Source organism: Sediminimonas sp., from assembly GCF_024637375.1.
Lineage (GTDB): Bacteria > Pseudomonadota > Alphaproteobacteria > Rhodobacterales > Rhodobacteraceae > Sediminimonas.
Genome location: NZ_JAGXFK010000042.1, coordinates 51631 through 70303 on the forward strand (window position 1 = coordinate 51631; position 18673 = coordinate 70303).

Here is an 18673-nt window from a genome sequence, read left to right on the forward strand (position 1 = left end):
GCCTTGGTGCCTCGTCCGACACGACAAGGCATGGCCGGACAAATGACAGAGCCCACCCCATCAGCCCCCCCCGAAAGCGCTGATTTCACGCCGCAAACCGTGCTCAAGCGCGACGTGTTCTCGGAAACGTGGCTGGGCCACGCGCCCGGGAACCCCGCCGACAAGCGGGTGCTGCGCCGCCTTGACAGGGTGCCGTGGTACGCGCGCCCGGTTTCGGCTGCGCTGGCCCGGCGCGAGGTGCGCGGGCTGGCGGCGGTCGGCGGCATCGACGGCTGCCCGACCCTGATCCGCGCCGATGCGCAGGGCCTGTTGCGGGACTGGGCGGCGGGCACGCCGCTGCACCTGGCCCGGCCAGATCAGCGCACCTGGTACGACGATGCCAAGCGCATCCTGCGCGAGATGCGCCGCCGCGGCGTGACCCATAACGACATCGCCAAGCCGCAGAACTGGCTGATGACGCCTGACGGGCGCGCGGCGGTGATCGACTTCCAACTGGCCTCGGTCCATCGTCGCCGGGGCCTGTGGTTCAGGCTCAAGGCGCGCGAAGACCTGCGCCACCTGCTCAAGCAGAAACGCAACTTCGCGCGTCACCTGCTGACACCGGCGGAATGGCGCATGCTGCGTCGCAAGTCGCTGCCGACGCAAATCTGGATGGCCACGGGCAAGCGGGCCTACAAGTTCGTCACCCGCCGCATCATGCATTGGTCCGATAGCGAAGGCGACGAGAACCGTATCGCGCGTGACGGCCCGGCGATACGCGCCACGCTCGATGAGATACCCGGCGTCGGGGCAGTGGTGCTGTGCCCGTTTTCCCTGCCCGGGCGCACGGTGGGAATATACGCTTTCGTGGAAACCGACCGCACAGCGGGCGAAATCGAGGCGGCGCTCGGCGATGCGGAGCGCCCCGACCTGCTGCAAGCGGTCGCGCGACTGCCGCGCGATGTCGATGGTGCCCCACGCACGGAGCTTCTGCATCTGGTGGCCAGCAACCGGCTGGACGAACTGGCGCAGCTTGTTGGCGCCGACCCGGATCTGGCCGCGCAAATGCAGCCCATCATAGATGCGCGGCTGAACCTCACCGACCGGGTGTTGCGAAAATAACCGGCCAGCCAGGCTCAGAACGGGGCCGGGGCACGAAACCGCATACCGCGGCCGCTTTCGGGATGGTTGAGGCGCAATTCCTGCGAATGCAGCATCAGGCGCGGATAACCGGCCGCCGCCCCCGTGGCATACAGCGGATCGCCCAGGATGACATGGCCGATGGCCAGCATATGAACCCGCAACTGATGGCTGCGCCCGGTGCGCGGCATCAACCGGACGCGGGTTTCATCGCCCTCGTGGCGCAGCACGCGCCAATCGGTCAAGGCCGGCTTGCCGCTCTGGTGGCAAACCTTCTGACGCGGGCGGCGCTCCCAATCCACGACCAGGGGCAGATCGACGCTTCCCGTTTTCGGTTCCAGCCGGCCAGTAACCCGCGCCAGGTACGATTTGCGCGCACGCCGCGCCTCGAACTGGGCCGACAGGTGGCGCTGCGCGTGCGGGGTGAGGGCGAAAACGATGACGCCGGATGTATCGCGGTCAAGCCGATGTACCAACAATGCCTGCGGGAACGGGCCCTGCAGCCGCGACAGCAGGCAATCCGCCATATGCGCGCCGCGCCCCGGCACCGACAGCAGGCCAGCGGGCTTGTTCACGGCCACCACGTCGGCATCCTCATGCAGGATCTCCAGCGGCTCGTGTGGCGGGTCATAGGGCGTCTGCATCGCGCCCCGATAGCGCACGAGGGCGGGGAATGTCCACGCCCGTCGCGGCGGCCCCTCAGGCGCGACCGGAAAAGACCTGCGCCAGGATATGTGCCAGCCCGTCGGCGTCGCGCCCGTCGAAGGCGGCCAGGGCATCGCTGTCGATATCCAGAACCGCGATCAGCGTGCCATCGGCATCGCGTACCGGCAGTACAATCTCTGACCGGGTCGTGGCGGAACAGGCGATATGGCCGGAGAAAGCATGTACATCATCGACGCGCTGCACGTCGCCGGTGCGCGCCGCGGCCCCGCACACCCCGCGCGAGAACGGGATGCTGAGGCACCCGTGCCCGCCCTGGTATGGCCCGATCTTCAGCATCCCGGGCGCTGTCACACGGTAGAAGCCGGTCCAGTCGAAACGATCGTCGGCGTGGTGCAATTCGCACACCACCGTGGCCATGAGCGCCACCAAATCGCTTTCACCCTCGGTCAGCGCGGCGATGGTGCGGGCAGTGCTATCATAATCGATTCTCATCGGGGCATCTTGCACGCGTGTGCGCCCAGGGCCAGCCCGACGGCGCCTATGGCGAATGCCGGGTGCCTCCGGCGGGGATACTTATGGCCAGAAGAAACACGGGAAGGCGCGATGGCCCTCCCGTGTCGCGAAACACATCCGTGCTTCTCCTGGCGCGGTCATCGGCGTCCCCGCCTGTACCGCTCTCATAGCGTCGTTCCAAAATCTTAAGAAACCGTTGCTTCTTCTGGCCGATAAGTATCCCGGGGTGAATTGGCCCGGCACGGACCAAGAGGGGCAGCGCCCCTCCCCACCCGCGGAATGTGAAAACGGCGTTGCCGGATCAAACCCGTTCGATGGCGATCGCCGTACCTTCGCCGCCACCGATGCAGATCGCCGCGATGCCTCGCTTGAGGTCGTGCTTTTCCAGGGCGTTGAGCAAGGTGACCATGATCCGCGCGCCAGAGGCGCCGATCGGGTGGCCGAGGGCGCAAGCGCCGCCGTTTACGTTGACCTTTTCGCGCGGGATGTTCACCTCGTGCATGAAGGCCATCGGCACCACGGCGAAGGCTTCGTTGACCTCCCACAGATCGACGCTGTCCGCTTCCCAGCCGATCCCCTCCAGCAGCTTGCGCGCCGCCGGCACCGGCGCGGTGGTGAACCAGCCCGGCGCCTGGGCATGGCTGGCGTGGCCAACGATGCGTGCGCGCACGTTCAGGCCCTGTTCCCTGGCGGCCTCCTCCGACGCCAGGACAAGCGCCGCCGCGCCATCCGAGATCGACGACGAATTCGCCGCCGTCACCGTGCCGCCATCGCGGAATGCGGGTTTGAGCTGCGGGATCTTCTCGGGGCGGGCCTTGGCCGGTTGCTCATCGGCGGAGATCACCACCTCGCCCTTGCGTGAAGGCAGGACGACCTGGGTGATTTCGTCGGCGAAAGCGCCGGTCTTCTCGGCCTCCAGCGCGCTCGACAGCGATCGCAGGGCATATTCGTCCTGCGCTTCGCGGGTGAACTGGAACTTCTCGGCGCAGTCCTCGGCGAAGGTGCCCATCAGGCGGCCCTTGTCATAGGCGTCTTCCAGCCCGTCGAGAAACATGTGGTCGATGACCTGCGCGTGACCCAGCCGGGCGCCGCCGCGCATCTTGGGCAGCAGGTAGGGCGCGTTCGACATGCTCTCCATGCCCCCCGCGACCATGGTGCCGACCTGGCCAAGCGCGATCTGGTCGAAGGCCACCATCGCCGCCTTCATCCCCGATCCGCACATCTTGTTGAGCGTGGTGGCGGGCACCTCTTCGCCTAGCCCGGCGGCGAAGCCCGCCTGCCGCGCCGGCGCCTGGCCCTGGCCCGCGGGCAGAACGCAGCCCATCACCACCTCGTCGACGGTTTTGGCGCCGGCCCCGTCCAGCGCGGCGCGAATCGCCGCCGCGCCGAGCGCCGATGCTTCGACACCGTTGAAAACACCCTGAAAGCCGCCCATCGGCGTGCGCGACGCTCCGGCGATAACAACCTTGCTCATAGCTTCCCCCTCTTTCACGGTTCCCGAATACCGAATGGTAAGGATCCGGGTCTAGTTTGTAGTTCTACGCATAGCCTGTGAGGGGACCAGATGGAAATCCATTGTCGTGACGAAGGCGATATCCGGCTGCTGCATGTCGCCGCAGACCGGATTGATGCCGCCGTCGCCATCGCCTTCAAGGATCGCATGCGCGCGCTGAGCGATGGCGCACCGGAAACCGTGATCCTTGATTTGTCTGACGTCTCGTTCATCGATTCCAGCGGTCTCGGCTCGATCGTGGCGGCGATGAAGCAGTTGGGCAGCGACCGCAAGATGCAACTGGCCGGGCTGACCCCCAACGTGGCGCGGGTGTTCCGGCTGACGCGGATGGACAAGGTATTCGCGATTCTCGACATGCCGGAAGAAGGGCGCGCGGCAAATGGCGGCTGACGGCGGGCCGGGCGGTGACGCATCGTCCGCACCTTTCACGCAACGTCTGCACATCAGCCTGGTCAGCGACGCAGGCGAAATCCGCTGCGCGCTCGACCGGATCATGGACCATGCCACGACCTTCTGCAGCGACGAGGCCGCGCTCGGCGCGGTGCAGATCGTGCTGGCGGAGGTGCTCAACAACATCTCCGAGCATGCCTATGTCCGGCGGCCCGGGGACGGCATCATCATGATCACCTGCACCATCGCGCCCGGGGCGCTGCGCTTTGCGGTGCTGGACAAGGGCCGCGAAATGCCGGTCGCGGCGCTGGACAAGGGGTCGCGGCACCGGCGTTACTCCGCGCAGGAGGAGTTACCCGAGGGCGGCTTCGGCTGGCACCTGATCCGGTCGCTGAGCACCAACCTGAGCTACGCGCGGCGACGGGGCCGCAACCGCCTGTGCTTCGACATCCCGATGGCAGCGCCGCGTTCGTGCAATAAGGGTGACACCTGATCATGCCATCGCCCCCGAAATGCCCAGATCCGATCCAAGTGTTGACCGATTCCCACAGCATAAACGGGGATGTAGCTGGATGAAGCTTCCCTCGGCGCCGCGGTTTTCACAGCCCCCACCCAGTGCGCGGCGTCGAGGTCTTTTCCCCAACATCTCCCATCGCGGCGCGGCCGACAGGGGTTGCCCTGCTGGCGCAGCGCGGTAGGTTGACCGGTGTCAACCTAAGGGGGACGGCATGCGTGATTTCCACTTTCCCGGTCGCTCGCCGGTTCTGGCCACCGGGGGCATTTGTGCCACCTCGCACCCGCTTGCGGCAAAGGCTGCGGTCAACGTCCTGGAACGCGGCGGCAACGCCATGGATGCCGCCATCGCCGGCGCGGTGCTGCTGGGCATTTGCGAGCCGCACATGACCGGCATCGGCGGCGACTGTTTCGTGTTGTTCTCGAAGCCCGGCAGCGACGCGGTCGAGGCGTTCAACGGCTCGGGGCGCGCGCCAGCGGGCGCCGATGCGGGCGCCCTGCGTGCCCGCGGCTGCACGGCGGTGCCGCTGGAAAGCGCCGAGGCGGTCACCATCCCCGGCGCCATCGACGCCTTCTGCACCCTGTCGGAAAGCCACGGCAAGCTGGGGCTGGACGCGGTTCTTGCGCCCGCGATCCACTATGCCGAGGCCGGCGTGCCGGTAGCCCCCCGCGTGGCGCGGGACTGGGCGGAAAGTTGCGGCCGGCTCGACGCGGTCGGGCAGCGGCATTTCACCTTCGGCGGCGCCCCCGGCACGGTGGGGCAGGTGTTTCGCGCCCCGGGCCAGGCCGAGGTGCTGCGCCGCATCGCCCGCGACGGGCGCAGCGCGTTCTACGAGGGCGAGGTCGCCGACGACATGATCGCCGCCCTGCACCGCCATGGCGGGGTGCACGACGCGGCCGATTTCGCCGCCAACCGCAGCACCGAGGCGCAGCCGGTGGCCGGCCCCTACAAGGGCGCGGAACTGGTCGAGCATCCGCCCAACGGCCAGGGCGCGACGGCGATCCTGCTGCTCAACATCCTGTCGCATTTCGACATCGCGAGCATGGACCCGCATGGCCCGGAGAGGGCCCATATCGAGGCCGAGGCGACCAAGCTGGCCTATGATGCGCGCAACCGCTTCATCGCCGATCCAGACCACAGTGCCCGGCTTGACCACATGCTGGCGCCGGACACTGCCTCGCGGCTGGCGGCGCTGATAGACCCGAACCGCGTGATCGACGCCGCCGCGCCGCTGACCGAGGCGGTTCACCGCGACACCGTCTACATCACCGTGGTTGACCGCGACCAGATGGCGGTGTCGCTGATCTATTCGCTCTTTCATCCCTTCGGGTCGGGCATCGCGTCGGAAAAGTTCGGCATCCTGCTGCAAAACCGTGGCGCGGGGTTCACGCTGGAGCCTGGGCACCCCAACGAATACGCCCCCGGCAAGCGCCCGATGCACACGATCATCCCCGGCATGTTGCGCCGCGGGGGGCGGCTGGTCATGCCCTTCGGCGTGATGGGCGGCGCCTATCAGCCCGCCGGTCACGCGCGCTTCGTCTCGAACCTGGTCGATTTCGGCATGTCCCCGCAGGAGGCAATCGACGCCCCGCGCAGCTTTGCCGATGGCGGCGTGCTCAAGGTCGAAAAGGGCTATGATGCCAGCGCCCGGACATACCTCTCCGACCTCGGCCACCGCGTCGAGATACCCGATGCGCCGCTTGGCGGGGGCCAGGCGATCCTGATCCGCGAGGATGGCGTGTTCGAAGGTGCGTCCGACCCGCGCAAGGACGGCTGCGCCCTGGGCTACTGACCGCGCCCGGAAGTAACGCAACCCGCGGCCGCCTCAGTTCAACTGGAAATCCAGCGGGTAGTGGCCATCCTCGAACGGACCGAAAAGATCGGGGATGTCGGGGTGGTCCACCGGCTCGCCAGAATAATCGGCGACGAGGTTCTGCTCGGACACGTAGGCGATGTAATAGCTTTGGTCGTTTTCCGCCAACAGGTGGTAGAAGGGCTGCTCGCGATGAGGACGGCTGTCCTCGGGGATGGCATCGTACCATTCCTCGGAATTGCTGAACTCGGGGTCCACGTCGAACACCACCCCGCGGAAGGGATGCTTCTTGTGGCGGACGACTTGGCCGAGGTGATATTTCGCGCGCGTTTTCAACATGACGGTCGTGCCCCTACCAAGCAAATCTAGCCGCAACAAGGGGGGTTGTCCAACTGCTGAGGGCTTTGCGACAGAAACAGACTGTCAACGCCTTCACGAAAATGTGCCGCCGCACCGGTGCCGTGCGGCAATCAGGGTGCGGCAAGCCCGGGTTTGGCGTTTCCTCGCGGCCGCGTTTCAGCTAGACTGCATGAAAAACAAACGGGGCGTAGAGGCAGATGAGCAGAACCCTTCGCGCGTTGATCGTTATCCTTGTGCTGGCCTCCTGCGGCGGCGGGGAACGGTCTGCGCCACGCAATCTTGATGACGCCTGCGCGATCCTGAGCGACAGGCCGGTCTACGGGCGCGCCTTCAAGGCGGCACAGCGCAAATGGGGCGTGCCTGTGCCGGTGCAGATGGCAGTCATCTACCAGGAAAGCAAATTTGACGCCCGGGCGCGCACGCCGCTGCGCTATGCGCTCGGGATCATCCCGATGGGCCGGCAAAGCTCGGCCTACGGCTACGGTCAGGCGCTCGACGGCACGTGGGAGGACTACCAGCGCGACCAGCGGCAATACAGCGCCCGGCGCGACCGGATATTCGACGCGACCGATTTCATGGGCTGGTACATGAACAAGACGAAGGAACGCAACGGCATCCCGCTGAACGATGCACGCAACCAGTACCTGGCCTATCACGAAGGGCACGGCGGGTTTTCGCGCGGCACCTACCGGCGCAAGAGCTGGCTGATGCGGATATCGAGCGAGGTCGCGTCGCGTGCCGCCACCTATGACGCGCAGCTTGCCACTTGTGGCCGGCGCTGGCGCTGAGCGCGCAACTCAGCGGGTTGGCTCGCGGCGGCCCTGTTCCAGTTGGATGCTGAACAGCGACGCGGGCAAGGCATCGGGTTCCGAGAGCTGACCCAGCACCACCGTGGTGCTGGAGCCGCTGTCATCGTTGATGACCCATTGGCGCAGTTCGACCGGGTCGCCGGTGAAGACCAGCTCGATGGTGCCGTATTCGGGGTGCGCCGGATCCTGCGCCGTGACGACGGTCGCGGGGCCGCGGCGGTCGTGCGCGACCACCATGTCGGCGCGCCCCAGATCCACGTTCTCGGACAGGATAAGCGACAACGGCGTGCGTTCCAGCGGGTAGGTCTGCGGGCCCTGGTTGCTTTTCGGGTCGAAGATGGCCACGGCGTTGCCGCCGGCGATCACCACGGAGTCCTCGGGCTCGTCATAGGCAAAACGCATCCGGCCGGGGCGGTTGATGTAAAGCGTGCCTGTGGTGATGCTACCATCGTCGCTGATCTGGGTAAACTCGCCCTGTGCCAGCCGCATATCGTTCAGGTACGCCGAAAGCGTCGACAGCGGCAATGGCGACGAAGCCTCTTCGGCCAGCGCCACCGGGGCAAGCAACACGGCGGCAACCGCCGCGAACAGGGATCGCAAGCTCATCATGGCTGATACCTATTCACTACCACTGTCCGCGTCATCCCCGCGACCATCACGAAATCGCGATTTCGCCCACGCCTATTGCTCGGGTACCAGAATCTCGCGCTTGCCGACATGGTTGGCGGGGCTGACCACGCTCTGGTCCTCCATCTGCTCGACCAGCCGCGCGGCCTTGTTGTAGCCGATCGCCAGCTTGCGCTGGATGTAGGAGGTCGAGCACTTGCGATCCTTGATGACGATCGCCACCGCCTGGTCGTAAAGCGCATCCTCGCCATCGGTATTGCCGCCCAGCCCCAGCACCTGGTCGATGCTGCTTTCGCGGCCCTCGTCGGGGCCCTCGACGACGCCGCCGACGTATTCCGGCGCGCCGAACGATTTGAGGTAGCGCACCACCTCCTCGACCTCCTCGTCGCTGACGAAAGGACCGTGGCAGCGCGTGATCCGCGCGCCGCCGGCCATGTAGAGCATGTCGCCCATGCCCAGCAATTGCTCGGCCCCCATTTCGCCCAGGATGGTGCGGCTGTCGATCTTGCTGGTCACCTGGAAACTGATCCGGGTCGGGAAGTTGGCCTTGATGGTGCCGGTGATGACATCGACCGAAGGCCGCTGCGTGGCCATGATCAGGTGGATGCCGCTGGCCCGCGCCATCTGCGCCAGGCGCTGGATGCAAGCCTCGATCTCCTTCCCGGCAACCATCATCAGGTCGGCCATCTCGTCGACGATGACGACGATATAGGGCATCTTCTCGGGGGCGAATTCCTCCGTTTCGAATACCGGCTCGCCGGTCTCGTCGTCGAATCCCGTCTGCACGGTGCGCGAGAACATCTCGCCCTTGGCCAGCGCATCGGCCACGCGGCTGTTGTAGCCGTCGATGTTGCGCACCCCCATCTTCGACATCTTGCGATAGCGTTCCTCCATCTCGCCGACCACCCACTTGAGCGCCACGACCGCCTTTTTCGGGTCGGTCACCACCGGGCTGAGCAGGTGCGGGATGCCGTCGTAGACCGAAAGCTCCAGCATCTTCGGGTCGATCATGATCAGCCGGCATTCCTCGGGGCTGAGCTTGTAGAGAAGCGACAGGATCATGGTGTTGATCGCCACCGACTTGCCCGACCCGGTCGTCCCGGCGATCAGCAGGTGCGGCATCTTGGCAAGGTTGGCGACGATCGGATCGCCACCGATATCCTTGCCCAGGGCCAGCGGCAGTTTCTGGTTGCCATCGCCGAAATCGCGGGTCGAGAGGATTTCGCGAAAGCTGACCATCTCGCGGTTCTCGTTGGGCAGCTCGATGCCGATCACCGAGCGGCCCGGCACCGTCGAGACGCGCGCCGAAAGCGCCGCCATCGACCGGGCGATGTCATCGGCCAGCCCGATCACGCGGCTGGCCTTGAGGCCGGGCGCGGGTTCCAGTTCGTACATCGTCACCACCGGACCGGGGCGGACACTGACGATCTCTCCCTTGACGCCGTAATCGTCAAGAACCGTCTCCAGCATGCGGGCGTTTTCCTCCAGCGCCTCGTCGCTGAGGTGATGGCGCTCGACGCGGTCGGGGTTCATCAGCAGGCTGAGCGGCGGCAATTCGTACTCGGTTTGCGGCTCGTCGAACTGCAGCGTTGGCTGTGCTTCGGCCTTGGCGCGCTCGGACGGTTGCAGCGGCTTGCGCGGCGCGTGCTGGACAACCTTGCGCGGCTCGGCCACCGGGATGGTCATCGGCTGCTGGTGCGGGGCGGCAGCGGCGGCCCCCGAGGGCCTATCATCGACCATGGCACCCGGCTCGCTGGCGGGATCGGCCGCGCGCTCAGGGACGGGGGGCACCGAGGCTGCGCGCATCGGCCCCCGCGGCCCGGTCAATGGCGGCTCCGGCGGCACGTTGGCCTGGTCGAGCGCGCCGATGCGCCCGCCGCCCGCACCCGCCGCGACAGCAGCCGGGGTCGCGCGGACGCGGCTCTTGATCACGTCGGCGATCTTGGCCCTGATACGGTCGTCGCCGGGCATCTCCTCGACATCCGCGACCGGCTCGCGTTCGATCAGCTCGGGCTCGGGCAGCGGCTCGGGCATGCGGCGCACGAGCGAAGGCATGCGCCCCAGCAGACCGCCCCGGGCCGCGGGCTCTGGCGTCGCGGCGGCTGGCGCCGGCGTTTCGGCACGCCTCACCGATGCGGCGGCGTCTCTGCCCTGTGCCACCTCCGGCTCGGGCCGCACACGCGCCGCCCGGCGCTCGTTGCGCCTTGCGGCCAGGCCGCGCGCGCCGCCGGCCACCGCCCGCACGGTGAAGGCAAGCACCCGCATCAGGCCGACATAGGCCACCACCAGCCCCAGAGCCAGGAACCGCGCGATGCGCCTGACCTCGGATCGGGTGAAACCAAGCACGAAGGCGCCGAACCCCACCATGAGCAGCGCCAGCGCAAGCGACAGCGTCTTCAGCCCGATGCTGGCGCTCACCGGCAGGACGCCCAGCATGGCGCCCAGCACCATGTCGCCGAACAACCCGCCCAGCCCGAAGCTGTGGCTCCATCCCGGCCCGGGCACCAGCGACGCCGCGTAGACCGACGCCAGCGCGATGGCGATCGGGGCGAAGATCAGGCGACTCATGGCACGCCCCTCGCCCAAGTGCAGGGCAAGGCGCACGCCCCAGCCCGCCAGCGTGATGGCGATGCCCCAGGCGCCCCAGCCCACGATCATGAACAGCGGCGCGGCGATGCTGGCGCCGATGGGGCCGGTCCAGTTGCGCACCGGTTCGTCGGTCGCCGAAAGGAACGAGGGATCATCCGGGTGATAAGACAGGGTCATCGCGGCCGCGGCCAGTGCCAGGGCGACCAGCAGGACGCCGAGAAGCTCCTTGCCGCGTTTTTCCAGTGCCGCCTGCACGTCACTGTCGAACAATGGTTCGCGTCCCCGTGTCTGATATGCCATTCCTGCCCTCGCAGCCTTAGTTGTACGTGCAGTCGCGCAGCGCCATCAGGCCTGCCTGCATCTGTTGTTCCGGGGCCACCATCGCGACCCTGATATACTTCCTTCCCGGGTTCTCGCCCGCCACCTCGCGGCTCAGGTAGGCACCGGGCAGCACCCGCACGCCGGTCTTGCGCCAGGCCGTGAGCGCGGCCGCCTCGCCGTCTTCGACCGGCAACCACAGGAAAAAACCCGCCTCGGGCGGCCGATAGCCCGGCACGTCGCCAAAGATCGCGTCGGCGATGTCGTATTTGCGCTGATACAGCCGCCGGTTCTCGCGCACGTGCGCCTCATCCGACCAGGCGCGCTCGGCCACCGCCTGCAACGGCAGCGGCAGCGGCGCCCCGGCATAGGCGCGCAACTGGCGCACCCGTGCCATGGATTGCGGGCCGCCAGCAACGAAACCCGACCGCAGCCCCGGCAGGTTGGAGCGTTTCGACAACGAATGAAAGACCAGCACGCGCTCGGGGTCGGCGCCAACCTCCCGCGCCACCTGCAACGCGCCCGGCGGCGGCATGTCGCGGTAGATTTCCGAATAGCACTCGTCGGCGAAGATGCGAAAGCCGTGCTTTTCGGCCAGCGCGATCAGATCGGCCCAGTAGTCGCGGCTTGCCACCGCGCCCTGCGGGTTGGAAGGCGAGCACACGTAGACCGCCGCCAGGCGGTCGAGTACATCGGCGCCAAGCCTTGCGAAATCGGGCAGAAACCCGGTTTCCCGCGTGGCGGGAACGAACACCGGCTCGGCCCCCACCGACAGCGCACCAACCATGTAGACCTGGTAGAACGGGTTGGGCAGGGCCACCGCCGGGCGGGCACCTGCCTTGGCCTCGGGCACCAGCGCCATGCAGACGTTGTAAAGCCCCTCGCGCGTGCCGTTGAGCGCCATCACCTCGGTATCCGGGTCGACCTGCACACCGTAGCGGCGGTGCAGCCAACCGGCGATGGCGCCGCGCAAACCCTCGCTGCCTTCATTGGGCGGGTAGCGGGCGAATTCGTCCACATGCGCGGCCAGAACCTCGCCCACCCAGCCGGGGAAAGGGTGCTTCGGCTCGCCGATGGACATGTGCACCACCTCGCCACCCGGCGCGTGCGCGTCGAGAAGCGCCCGCAAACGCGGGAACGCATAGGCCGGTAGGTTCGAAAACCGCTCGGGAAACATGATGCACTGCCTCAAGGTTCGGGATCGTTACCGCCCCGTTGCCGGACAGAGTAGCGAAACGGGGCGAGTGCGTCCAGAACAACAGTCGCCCGTGCGGCCACAACAGCGAAAGCTGCGGCAAATGTGCCCGCACTGTCGCGTTCAGTCGCCCAGCTTGGCGTGTATCTCGTCAAGGTCGATCTCGCCCGTCGGCATCTTGTTGGCGGGGTTCTCGAAATCGTATTTGAACAGGCGAAAGTCGCGCTTGTAGATCTCATAGACCAGGTGCATCGACAAATCGTCGAAATAGTCCTCGACAGGGTGCGCCCGCTTGGGGCCGTGACCTTCGGATTCGTTGAAGCGCGGCACCTTTTGCAGATCGACGTCGTGCGGCGTCTCGACCGCGTCCAGCACCTGCTGCATGCCCTCGTTGAACCGCTCGGTCCAGAAGATGTGGTCGTAGCGCCCGCCATTGATGATGAAGGTCGAAACATGCCCCGACATCGCCGACCAGTGGATGTCGGGTTCCATCGGGCGGCGCCAGCGGATCGTGTCGCGCGCGAACAGCAGAAAGCGGCGAAAGCTGGCGATCTGGTCGAATTCCTCGTCCCCGTCCGCGCCGCCTATCTCGACACCGTATTTCTGTACCAGGAGCGGCACTAGGTTGCCGCGATAGCGCTTACCGTTGCGCTGGATGCCGCACACCTTGTCGAAGAACGAACTCAGGATACGGGTGTAGGGGTTGCGCACACAGGTGAAGGCATACGAACGGTGCCCCTTGATGTTGTCGGTGATGCGCTGTTGGCTGTCCTCGATGGCCCACTTGTGGATGCCGCTGCGCGCGTCGTGGATGTCGCCGTCAAAGAATTCGCCATGATCCGAATAGTACATGATCTGGCCGATCGTCGAGCAGGCGCATTTCGGCACCACGCGGTACACCATGCTTTCGCTTGTCGTCATCCACGTTCCGGGAAACCCCATGAACACATCCTCCTTGGCAGGCGCGCCTCCGCACCGCGACAGTTGTGCATCAAAAAACAAAAGAAAGCATGTTTATTCAACGCTTTTTGGTCTGTATCTATCCAGACAATGATTTTGAACAGGGGCCTTCGTTTCCAGAATGGCAAAAATCGCTTTCATCCTGCTGTGCCACAAGGACCCCGAGGCCATCATTCGTCAGGCTCAGCAGTTGACCGCCATGGGCGACTGCATGGCGATCCACTTCGACGCCCGCTCCGACCCGCAGGATTTCCAGCGCATCCGCTCGGCGCTGGCCGACAACCCCAATATCACCATCGTTCGCAAGCGGGTCAAATGCGGCTGGGGCGAATGGTCACTGGTGCAGGCCACGCTCAACGCTGTCGAAGCGGCCGAGGCCGCCTTCCCCCGCGCCACGCATTTCTACATGCTGTCGGGCGATTGCATGGCCATCAAGTCGGCCGAATATGCGCATGATTTCCTCGATGCGACCGACGCGGATTACATCGAGAGCTTCGACTTCTTCAAGAGCGACTGGATCAAGACCGGCATCAAGCAAGACCGGCTGATCTACCGGCACTTTTTCAACGAGCGCAAACGCAAGTGGCTGTTCTATGCCTCGCTGAGCCTGCAGCGAAAACTGCGGCTGGCGCGCAGGATTCCCGAAGATATCGACATCCAGATCGGTAGCCAGTGGTGGTGCCTGCGCCGCCGCACGATCGAGCAGATCCTCGATTTCACCCGCTCGCGCCGCGATGTCATGCGGTTCTTCCGCACCACCTGGATCCCGGACGAGACGTTCTTCCAGACCCTCGTGCGCCACCTGATCCCGGCCCCGGAAATTCGCACCCGGACGCTGACCTTCCTGATGTTCTCGGATTACGGGATGCCAGTGACGTTCTACAACGACCATTACGACCTGCTGCTGGCACAGGATTACCTGTTCGCGCGCAAGATCAGCCCCGAGGCGATCGAGTTGAAATCACGGCTGGGGGTTCTCTACGCGGCGCGCGGGATGGAATTCCAGATTTCGAACGAGGGGCGCAGTCTCTACAAGTTTCTCACCGGTCGCGGCCGGATCGGGCGCCGCTTCGCGCCGCGGTTCTGGGAAACCGAAAGCACGCTGGGGCGCGAGCGCGAACTGATGATCATCGTGTGCAAGAAATGGCACGTCGCCAAACGCCTGGTCGGGCGCATCCGCGACATGACCGACATCCCCTCGATCGAATACCTGTTCAACGAGGTCGATACCGACTTGCCCGACCTGGGCGGCATACAAGTCACGCTGGGCAAGCGGACGCGGCACCGGCGCTCGCTCATGCGAATGCTGTTCGACTATCACGACACCAACCGCCTGATCATCTGCATCGACCCGTCCAACCTGGACCTTCTGAACGATTTCGGTGGCGACCGCTCGACCACCCGGATCCTCGACGTCGAATGCCGGTTTACCGACGACTACCTGCTGGGTCATGCCCGCCGCATCGGGCTGGCCGGGGCACAGACGCCGCAGCAAACGCTGGAGCGGATACTTCCCACGATCAGGCAGGACATCGTGCACGAAGGCGAAACGATCCGCGATGCCGGTTTCGGGAGTTACACGCGCATCCGCGAGATCGACTCGAGTGCCGAAAACGCCCGCAACCTGGCGCGGTTCCTTGCCGTTTCAGAGCAAAAAGCGCATGAGATACTTGATGTCCAATACCTGTTTGACGACTGAGGTGCCCGATGAGCCAAGCCTATGACGACCAGAACGTATTCGCCAAGATCCTGCGCGGCGAGATTCCCTGCAACAAGGTGCTGGAAACCGAGCACAGCTTCGCGTTCCACGACATCTCGCAGCAGGCACCGGTGCATGTGCTGGTGATCCCCAAGGGCGCCTATGTCAGCTACGACGATTTCGCGCTCAACGCTTCCGAGGGCGAGATCGTCGATTTCACCCGCGCCATCGGCGCGGTGTGCCGTGAGATGGGCGTCGCGCCCGGCAACGGCGGCGGCGGCTTTCGCATGATCTCGAACGCGGGTGAGGCCGGCGTGCAGGAAGTGCCGCACCTGCATGTGCATATCACCGGCGGACGCCGCCTTGGCCGGATGTTGCCCAAGGCCGACTGACGCCCCCTACCCCGTCAACCGCGCTACCATGTCGCTTTCGGGCGCGGCCAGCGCGTCGATCACGTCGAAATGGTGGCGCTTTGGCACCACGACGCGCGGCACGGTCCATGCCTCGGCCAGCCACCTGGCCTGGTCGAGAAAGGCGGGCCGCTCGTCGCCGCCCACCCAGACGCTGATCGGCACGCCCGGCGCGGGCTGCATCAGCACCGGGCTTTCGACCTCGGCGGCAGCCTGGTCGAGCCGCAACTGCGCGTTCATCGAGGTCTTCAGCAACGGGCGCAGGTCGGCCACCGGCGAGATCGGCATGACGTGGGAAAGCCGCGCCGCAACCCTTTCGGGCAGCACGCTGGGGACCGCCATGCGCGCCACCAGGTGCCCGCCCGCGGAATGCCCCGACAGGGCAATCGGCCCGGCCACCATGCCTGCTACCGCCGCGACCGCGCGCGCGATCTGCCGCGTGATGTCGGCGATCGCCACGTCCGGGCACAAATCGTAAGAGGGCATCGCCACCGCCCAGCCCCGGTTCAGCGCCCCGCCGCCCAAGTGCGACCAGGTGGACTTGTCGAAGCGCAACCAGTAGCCGCCATGCACGAACACCATCAGCCCGCGTGGCGCGGCCCCGGGCAGAAACAGGTCAAGCCGCTGGCGCGGGCTGTCTCCGTAGACGATATCGAGATCGGCAAGCCCCTGTTCCAGCAGCCCCTCGCGAAAGGCGGCGGCGTCGCGCGCCCACCGCGGCGGATAGTCCTCGGCACCCGCGATATGGGCGGCGTTGGCATAGGCGTCGTCCAGTTCCACGGCGCGATCTCCTTCATCTGGTCCTAGACAATGGTAACGCCAGATGCTTTGCCTTTACGAGACCAAATTGAACGCTATCCAACGGAGCCCCGCAGATGACCCAATCCAGGACCGAGCTGAAATCGCTGCTCAACGACCCCGAGCTGCTGGCCGAGCGCGCCTACCTTGCCGGCGACTGGAGCGATGGCGAAGGCGGCGCGACATTCGAGGTTACCAACCCCGCGCGCGGCGACGTGATCGCCAATGTCGCCGACCTGTCGCGCGACCAGGTCGCGCAGGCCATCGCCAGCGCCGAGGCCGCGCAAAAGGAATGGGCGAAATATACCGGCAAGGAACGCAGCATCATCCTGCGCCGCTGGTTCGACCTGATGATGGAGCACCAGGACGACCTGGCCACCATCCTGACCGCCGAACAGGGCAAACCCCACGCCGAGGCCAAGGGCGAGATCGCCTACGGCGCCTCGTTCATCGAATTCTTTGCCGAGGAGGCCAAGCGCATCTACGGCGAAACCATCCCCGGCCACCAGCGCGACAAGCGCATCACCGTGATCAAGCAACCCATCGGGGTGGCCGCCTCGATCACGCCGTGGAACTTTCCCAACGCGATGATCACCCGCAAGGCCGGCCCGGCGCTGGCGGCGGGCTGCGCCTTTGTCGGGCGGCCCGCGGCGGAAACGCCGCTGTCGGCCACGGTGCTGGGCGTTCTGGCCGAACGCGCGGGCATTCCTAAGGGCGTGTTCAGCGTCGTCACCTCGTCGCGCGCCTCCGACATCGGCAAGGAATTCTGCGAAAACCCGGCGGTGCGCAAGCTCACCTTCACCGGCTCCACCGAGGTGGGGCGCATCCTGCTGCGCCAGGCCGCCGACCAGGTGATGAAATGCTCGATGGAACTGGGCGGCAACGCGCCCTTCATCGTCTTCGACGACGCCGACCTGGATGCCGCCGTCGAAGGCGCGATCATGTGCAAGTTCCGCAACAACGGCCAGACCTGCGTCTGCGCCAACCGCATCTACGTGCAGGACGGCGTCTATGACGAGTTCGCCCGGAAGCTGGCAAAACGGGTGTCCGAGATGAAGGTCGGTGACGGGCTGGAAGAAGGCACCGAGCTGGGGCCGCTGATCAATTCCGACGCCATCGTCAAGGTTCAGGACCATATCGCCGACGCCAAGGCCAGGGGCGCCGAAGTGATCCTGGGCGGCGAGGCCGACCAGATGCAGGGAAACTTCTTTGCCCCCACGATCATGACCGGCGCCACGCGCGACATGGCCTTCGCCAGCGAGGAAACCTTCGGCCCGCTGGCACCACTGTTTCGGTTCCACGACGAGGACGACGTGATCGAGATGGCCAACGACACGATCTTCGGGCTGGCCAGCTATTTCTACGCCAAGGATTTGAGCCGCGTCACCAAGGTGGCCGAGGCGCTGGAATACGGCATCGTGGGCGTGAACACCGGCATCATCTCGACCGAGGTGGCGCCCTTCGGCGGGGTCAAGCAATCGGGGCTGGGCCGCGAAGGCAGCCATCACGGCATCGACGAGTTCCTGGAGATGAAATACATCTGCACCGCTGTCTGACCGGCCCGGCGGCGCGGTGAGCAGCGGCGCCCCGGCGCCGATTCCGCCGCGCCGCCGCGTGGCACATTGCCATGGGGCGGGGTGATGGGATAAGGCGACGGCAACCCAATCCGGGCCCGGAGCCGCACCATGAGGATGACCGACACCTTCATCGAACCGATGCACCCCGAGGGCCGCCGCTTCGTGGGCGTCTTCGCCGTGGCGACGCTGGTGTTGTTCCTGATTTGGGCGCCGCTCGGCTGGCTGGGGCTGGGGGCGACGGTCTGGTGCTACTACTTCTTCCGCGACCCTGTACGCGCGACGCCGGTGCGCGACGGGCTGGTCGTCAGCCCCGCCGATGGCATCGTGTCGCTGATCGAACCGGCCGTGCCGCCCGCCGAACTGGGCCTCGGCCCCGAGGCCCTGACCCGCGTCAGCGTGTTCATGAGCGTGTTCAACTGCCACGTCAACCGCGCCCCCGTGGAAGGAACGGTAACCGCCGTCGCTTACCGGCCGGGCAGGTTTTTTAACGCCTCGCTGGACAAGGCCAGTACCGACAACGAGCGTAACAGCCTTGCCATCCGCCTGCCCGACGGCCGCCAGATCGCCGTGGTGCAGATCGCCGGCCTGGTGGCGCGGCGCATCGTCTGCTGGGTGGACAAGGGCGCCTACCTGCGCACCGGCGAACGGTTCGGGCTGATCCGCTTCGGCTCGCGGCTCGATGTCTATCTGCCAGAGGGCGTGGCGCCGCTGGTCGCCGTGGGGCAGACGATGGTTGCCGGGGAAACCGTGCTGGCCGACCTGGCGGGCGACGAGCCCCCGCGCCGCGCGCGAGTGGAGTAACC

The 18673-nt window shown here is 66.1% G+C and carries 18 protein-coding genes; 9 read left to right on the forward strand and 9 right to left on the reverse strand.

The window, feature by feature from the left end; genetic code table 11:
* Positions 1-42: 42 nt before the first annotated feature.
* Positions 43-1101 carry a serine/threonine protein kinase gene (locus Q0L89_RS06385; RefSeq protein WP_296763315.1) on the forward strand — a complete coding sequence of 353 codons (1059 nt, stop codon included), beginning with the start codon at positions 43-45 and terminating at the stop codon, positions 1099-1101.
* A 14-nt stretch (positions 1102-1115) separates the two neighbouring features.
* Here the strand turns inward: Q0L89_RS06385 and Q0L89_RS06390 are convergent, their stop codons facing one another.
* From Q0L89_RS06390 to Q0L89_RS06400, 3 genes are all read right to left on the reverse strand, one after another.
* On the reverse strand, positions 1116-1763 hold the full coding sequence (locus tag Q0L89_RS06390; RefSeq protein WP_296763316.1) for an RluA family pseudouridine synthase: 648 nt from the start codon (positions 1761-1763) through the stop codon (positions 1116-1118).
* A gap of 55 nt (positions 1764-1818) precedes the next feature.
* The gene (locus tag Q0L89_RS06395) at positions 1819-2277 is read right to left on the reverse strand and encodes a GAF domain-containing protein (RefSeq protein WP_296763317.1); all 459 of its coding nucleotides are present in this window, start codon (positions 2275-2277) and stop codon (positions 1819-1821) included.
* A 322-nt stretch (positions 2278-2599) separates the two neighbouring features.
* Entirely contained in the window at positions 2600-3772 is a 1173-nt protein-coding gene (locus Q0L89_RS06400) for an acetyl-CoA C-acyltransferase (protein ID WP_296763318.1), read from the reverse strand.
* 90 nt (positions 3773-3862) lie between these two features.
* Here Q0L89_RS06400 and Q0L89_RS06405 point away from each other — a divergent pair, with 90 nt between their 5' ends.
* The 3 genes from Q0L89_RS06405 to Q0L89_RS06415 all read left to right on the forward strand — a co-directional run bounded on the left by Q0L89_RS06405 (position 3863) and on the right by Q0L89_RS06415 (position 6507).
* A complete protein-coding gene (locus Q0L89_RS06405; RefSeq protein WP_296763319.1) occupies positions 3863-4201 on the forward strand; it encodes an STAS domain-containing protein in 339 nt (112 codons plus the stop codon).
* Entirely contained in the window at positions 4191-4694 is a 504-nt protein-coding gene (locus tag Q0L89_RS06410) for an ATP-binding protein (protein WP_296763320.1), read from the forward strand. Before Q0L89_RS06405 ends, Q0L89_RS06410 begins: the two co-directional genes overlap by 11 nt.
* 235 nt (positions 4695-4929) lie before the next feature.
* The gene (locus Q0L89_RS06415; RefSeq protein ID WP_296763321.1) at positions 4930-6507 is read left to right on the forward strand and encodes a gamma-glutamyltransferase family protein; all 1578 of its coding nucleotides are present in this window, start codon (positions 4930-4932) and stop codon (positions 6505-6507) included.
* A gap of 33 nt (positions 6508-6540) precedes the next feature.
* Here the strand turns inward: Q0L89_RS06415 and hspQ are convergent, their stop codons facing one another.
* A complete protein-coding gene (gene hspQ / locus Q0L89_RS06420) occupies positions 6541-6867 on the reverse strand; it encodes a heat shock protein HspQ (protein ID WP_296763322.1) in 327 nt (108 codons plus the stop codon).
* Between the two features lie 218 nt (positions 6868-7085).
* On the opposite strand from hspQ, the gene Q0L89_RS06425 reads away from it, so the two are divergent.
* Entirely contained in the window at positions 7086-7676 is a 591-nt protein-coding gene (locus tag Q0L89_RS06425) for a transglycosylase SLT domain-containing protein (RefSeq protein WP_296763323.1), read from the forward strand.
* 9 nt (positions 7677-7685) lie between these two features.
* On the opposite strand, the gene Q0L89_RS06430 is transcribed toward Q0L89_RS06425, so the two are convergent.
* The 4 genes from Q0L89_RS06430 to Q0L89_RS06445 form a co-directional block, all read right to left on the reverse strand.
* Positions 7686-8306: an outer membrane lipoprotein carrier protein LolA gene (locus Q0L89_RS06430; RefSeq protein ID WP_296763324.1), complete on the reverse strand. Its 621-nt coding sequence runs from the start codon at positions 8304-8306 to the stop codon at positions 7686-7688.
* Positions 8307-8378: 72 nt separating this feature from the next.
* The gene (locus Q0L89_RS06435; protein ID WP_296763325.1) at positions 8379-11213 is read right to left on the reverse strand and encodes a DNA translocase FtsK; all 2835 of its coding nucleotides are present in this window, start codon (positions 11211-11213) and stop codon (positions 8379-8381) included.
* 16 nt (positions 11214-11229) lie between these two features.
* Positions 11230-12408: an aminotransferase class I/II-fold pyridoxal phosphate-dependent enzyme gene (locus Q0L89_RS06440; protein ID WP_296763354.1), complete on the reverse strand. Its 1179-nt coding sequence runs from the start codon at positions 12406-12408 to the stop codon at positions 11230-11232.
* Positions 12409-12549: 141 nt separating this feature from the next.
* On the reverse strand, positions 12550-13368 hold the full coding sequence (locus Q0L89_RS06445; protein ID WP_296763326.1) for a sulfotransferase family protein: 819 nt from the start codon (positions 13366-13368) through the stop codon (positions 12550-12552).
* 139 nt (positions 13369-13507) lie between these two features.
* Between Q0L89_RS06445 and Q0L89_RS06450 the strand changes: the two genes are divergently transcribed.
* Positions 13508-15085 (forward strand): DUF5928 domain-containing protein, encoded by a 1578-nt coding sequence (locus Q0L89_RS06450; RefSeq protein ID WP_296763327.1) that lies wholly within the window; start codon positions 13508-13510, stop codon positions 15083-15085.
* An 8-nt stretch (positions 15086-15093) separates the two neighbouring features.
* Entirely contained in the window at positions 15094-15477 is a 384-nt protein-coding gene (locus Q0L89_RS06455; protein WP_296763328.1) for an HIT domain-containing protein, read from the forward strand.
* A 6-nt stretch (positions 15478-15483) separates the two neighbouring features.
* Here the strand turns inward: Q0L89_RS06455 and Q0L89_RS06460 are convergent, their stop codons facing one another.
* Complete coding sequence (locus Q0L89_RS06460) at positions 15484-16275, reverse strand: alpha/beta hydrolase (RefSeq protein ID WP_296763329.1); 792 nt, start codon at positions 16273-16275, stop codon at positions 15484-15486.
* Between the two features lie 95 nt (positions 16276-16370).
* Between Q0L89_RS06460 and Q0L89_RS06465 the strand changes: the two genes are divergently transcribed.
* Together Q0L89_RS06465 and Q0L89_RS06470 are read left to right on the forward strand one after the other, a co-directional pair.
* Positions 16371-17849 (forward strand): NAD-dependent succinate-semialdehyde dehydrogenase, encoded by a 1479-nt coding sequence (locus tag Q0L89_RS06465; protein ID WP_296763330.1) that lies wholly within the window; start codon positions 16371-16373, stop codon positions 17847-17849.
* A 129-nt stretch (positions 17850-17978) separates the two neighbouring features.
* Complete coding sequence (locus Q0L89_RS06470) at positions 17979-18671, forward strand: phosphatidylserine decarboxylase (protein ID WP_296763331.1); 693 nt, start codon at positions 17979-17981, stop codon at positions 18669-18671.
* Positions 18672-18673 lie beyond the last annotated feature (2 nt).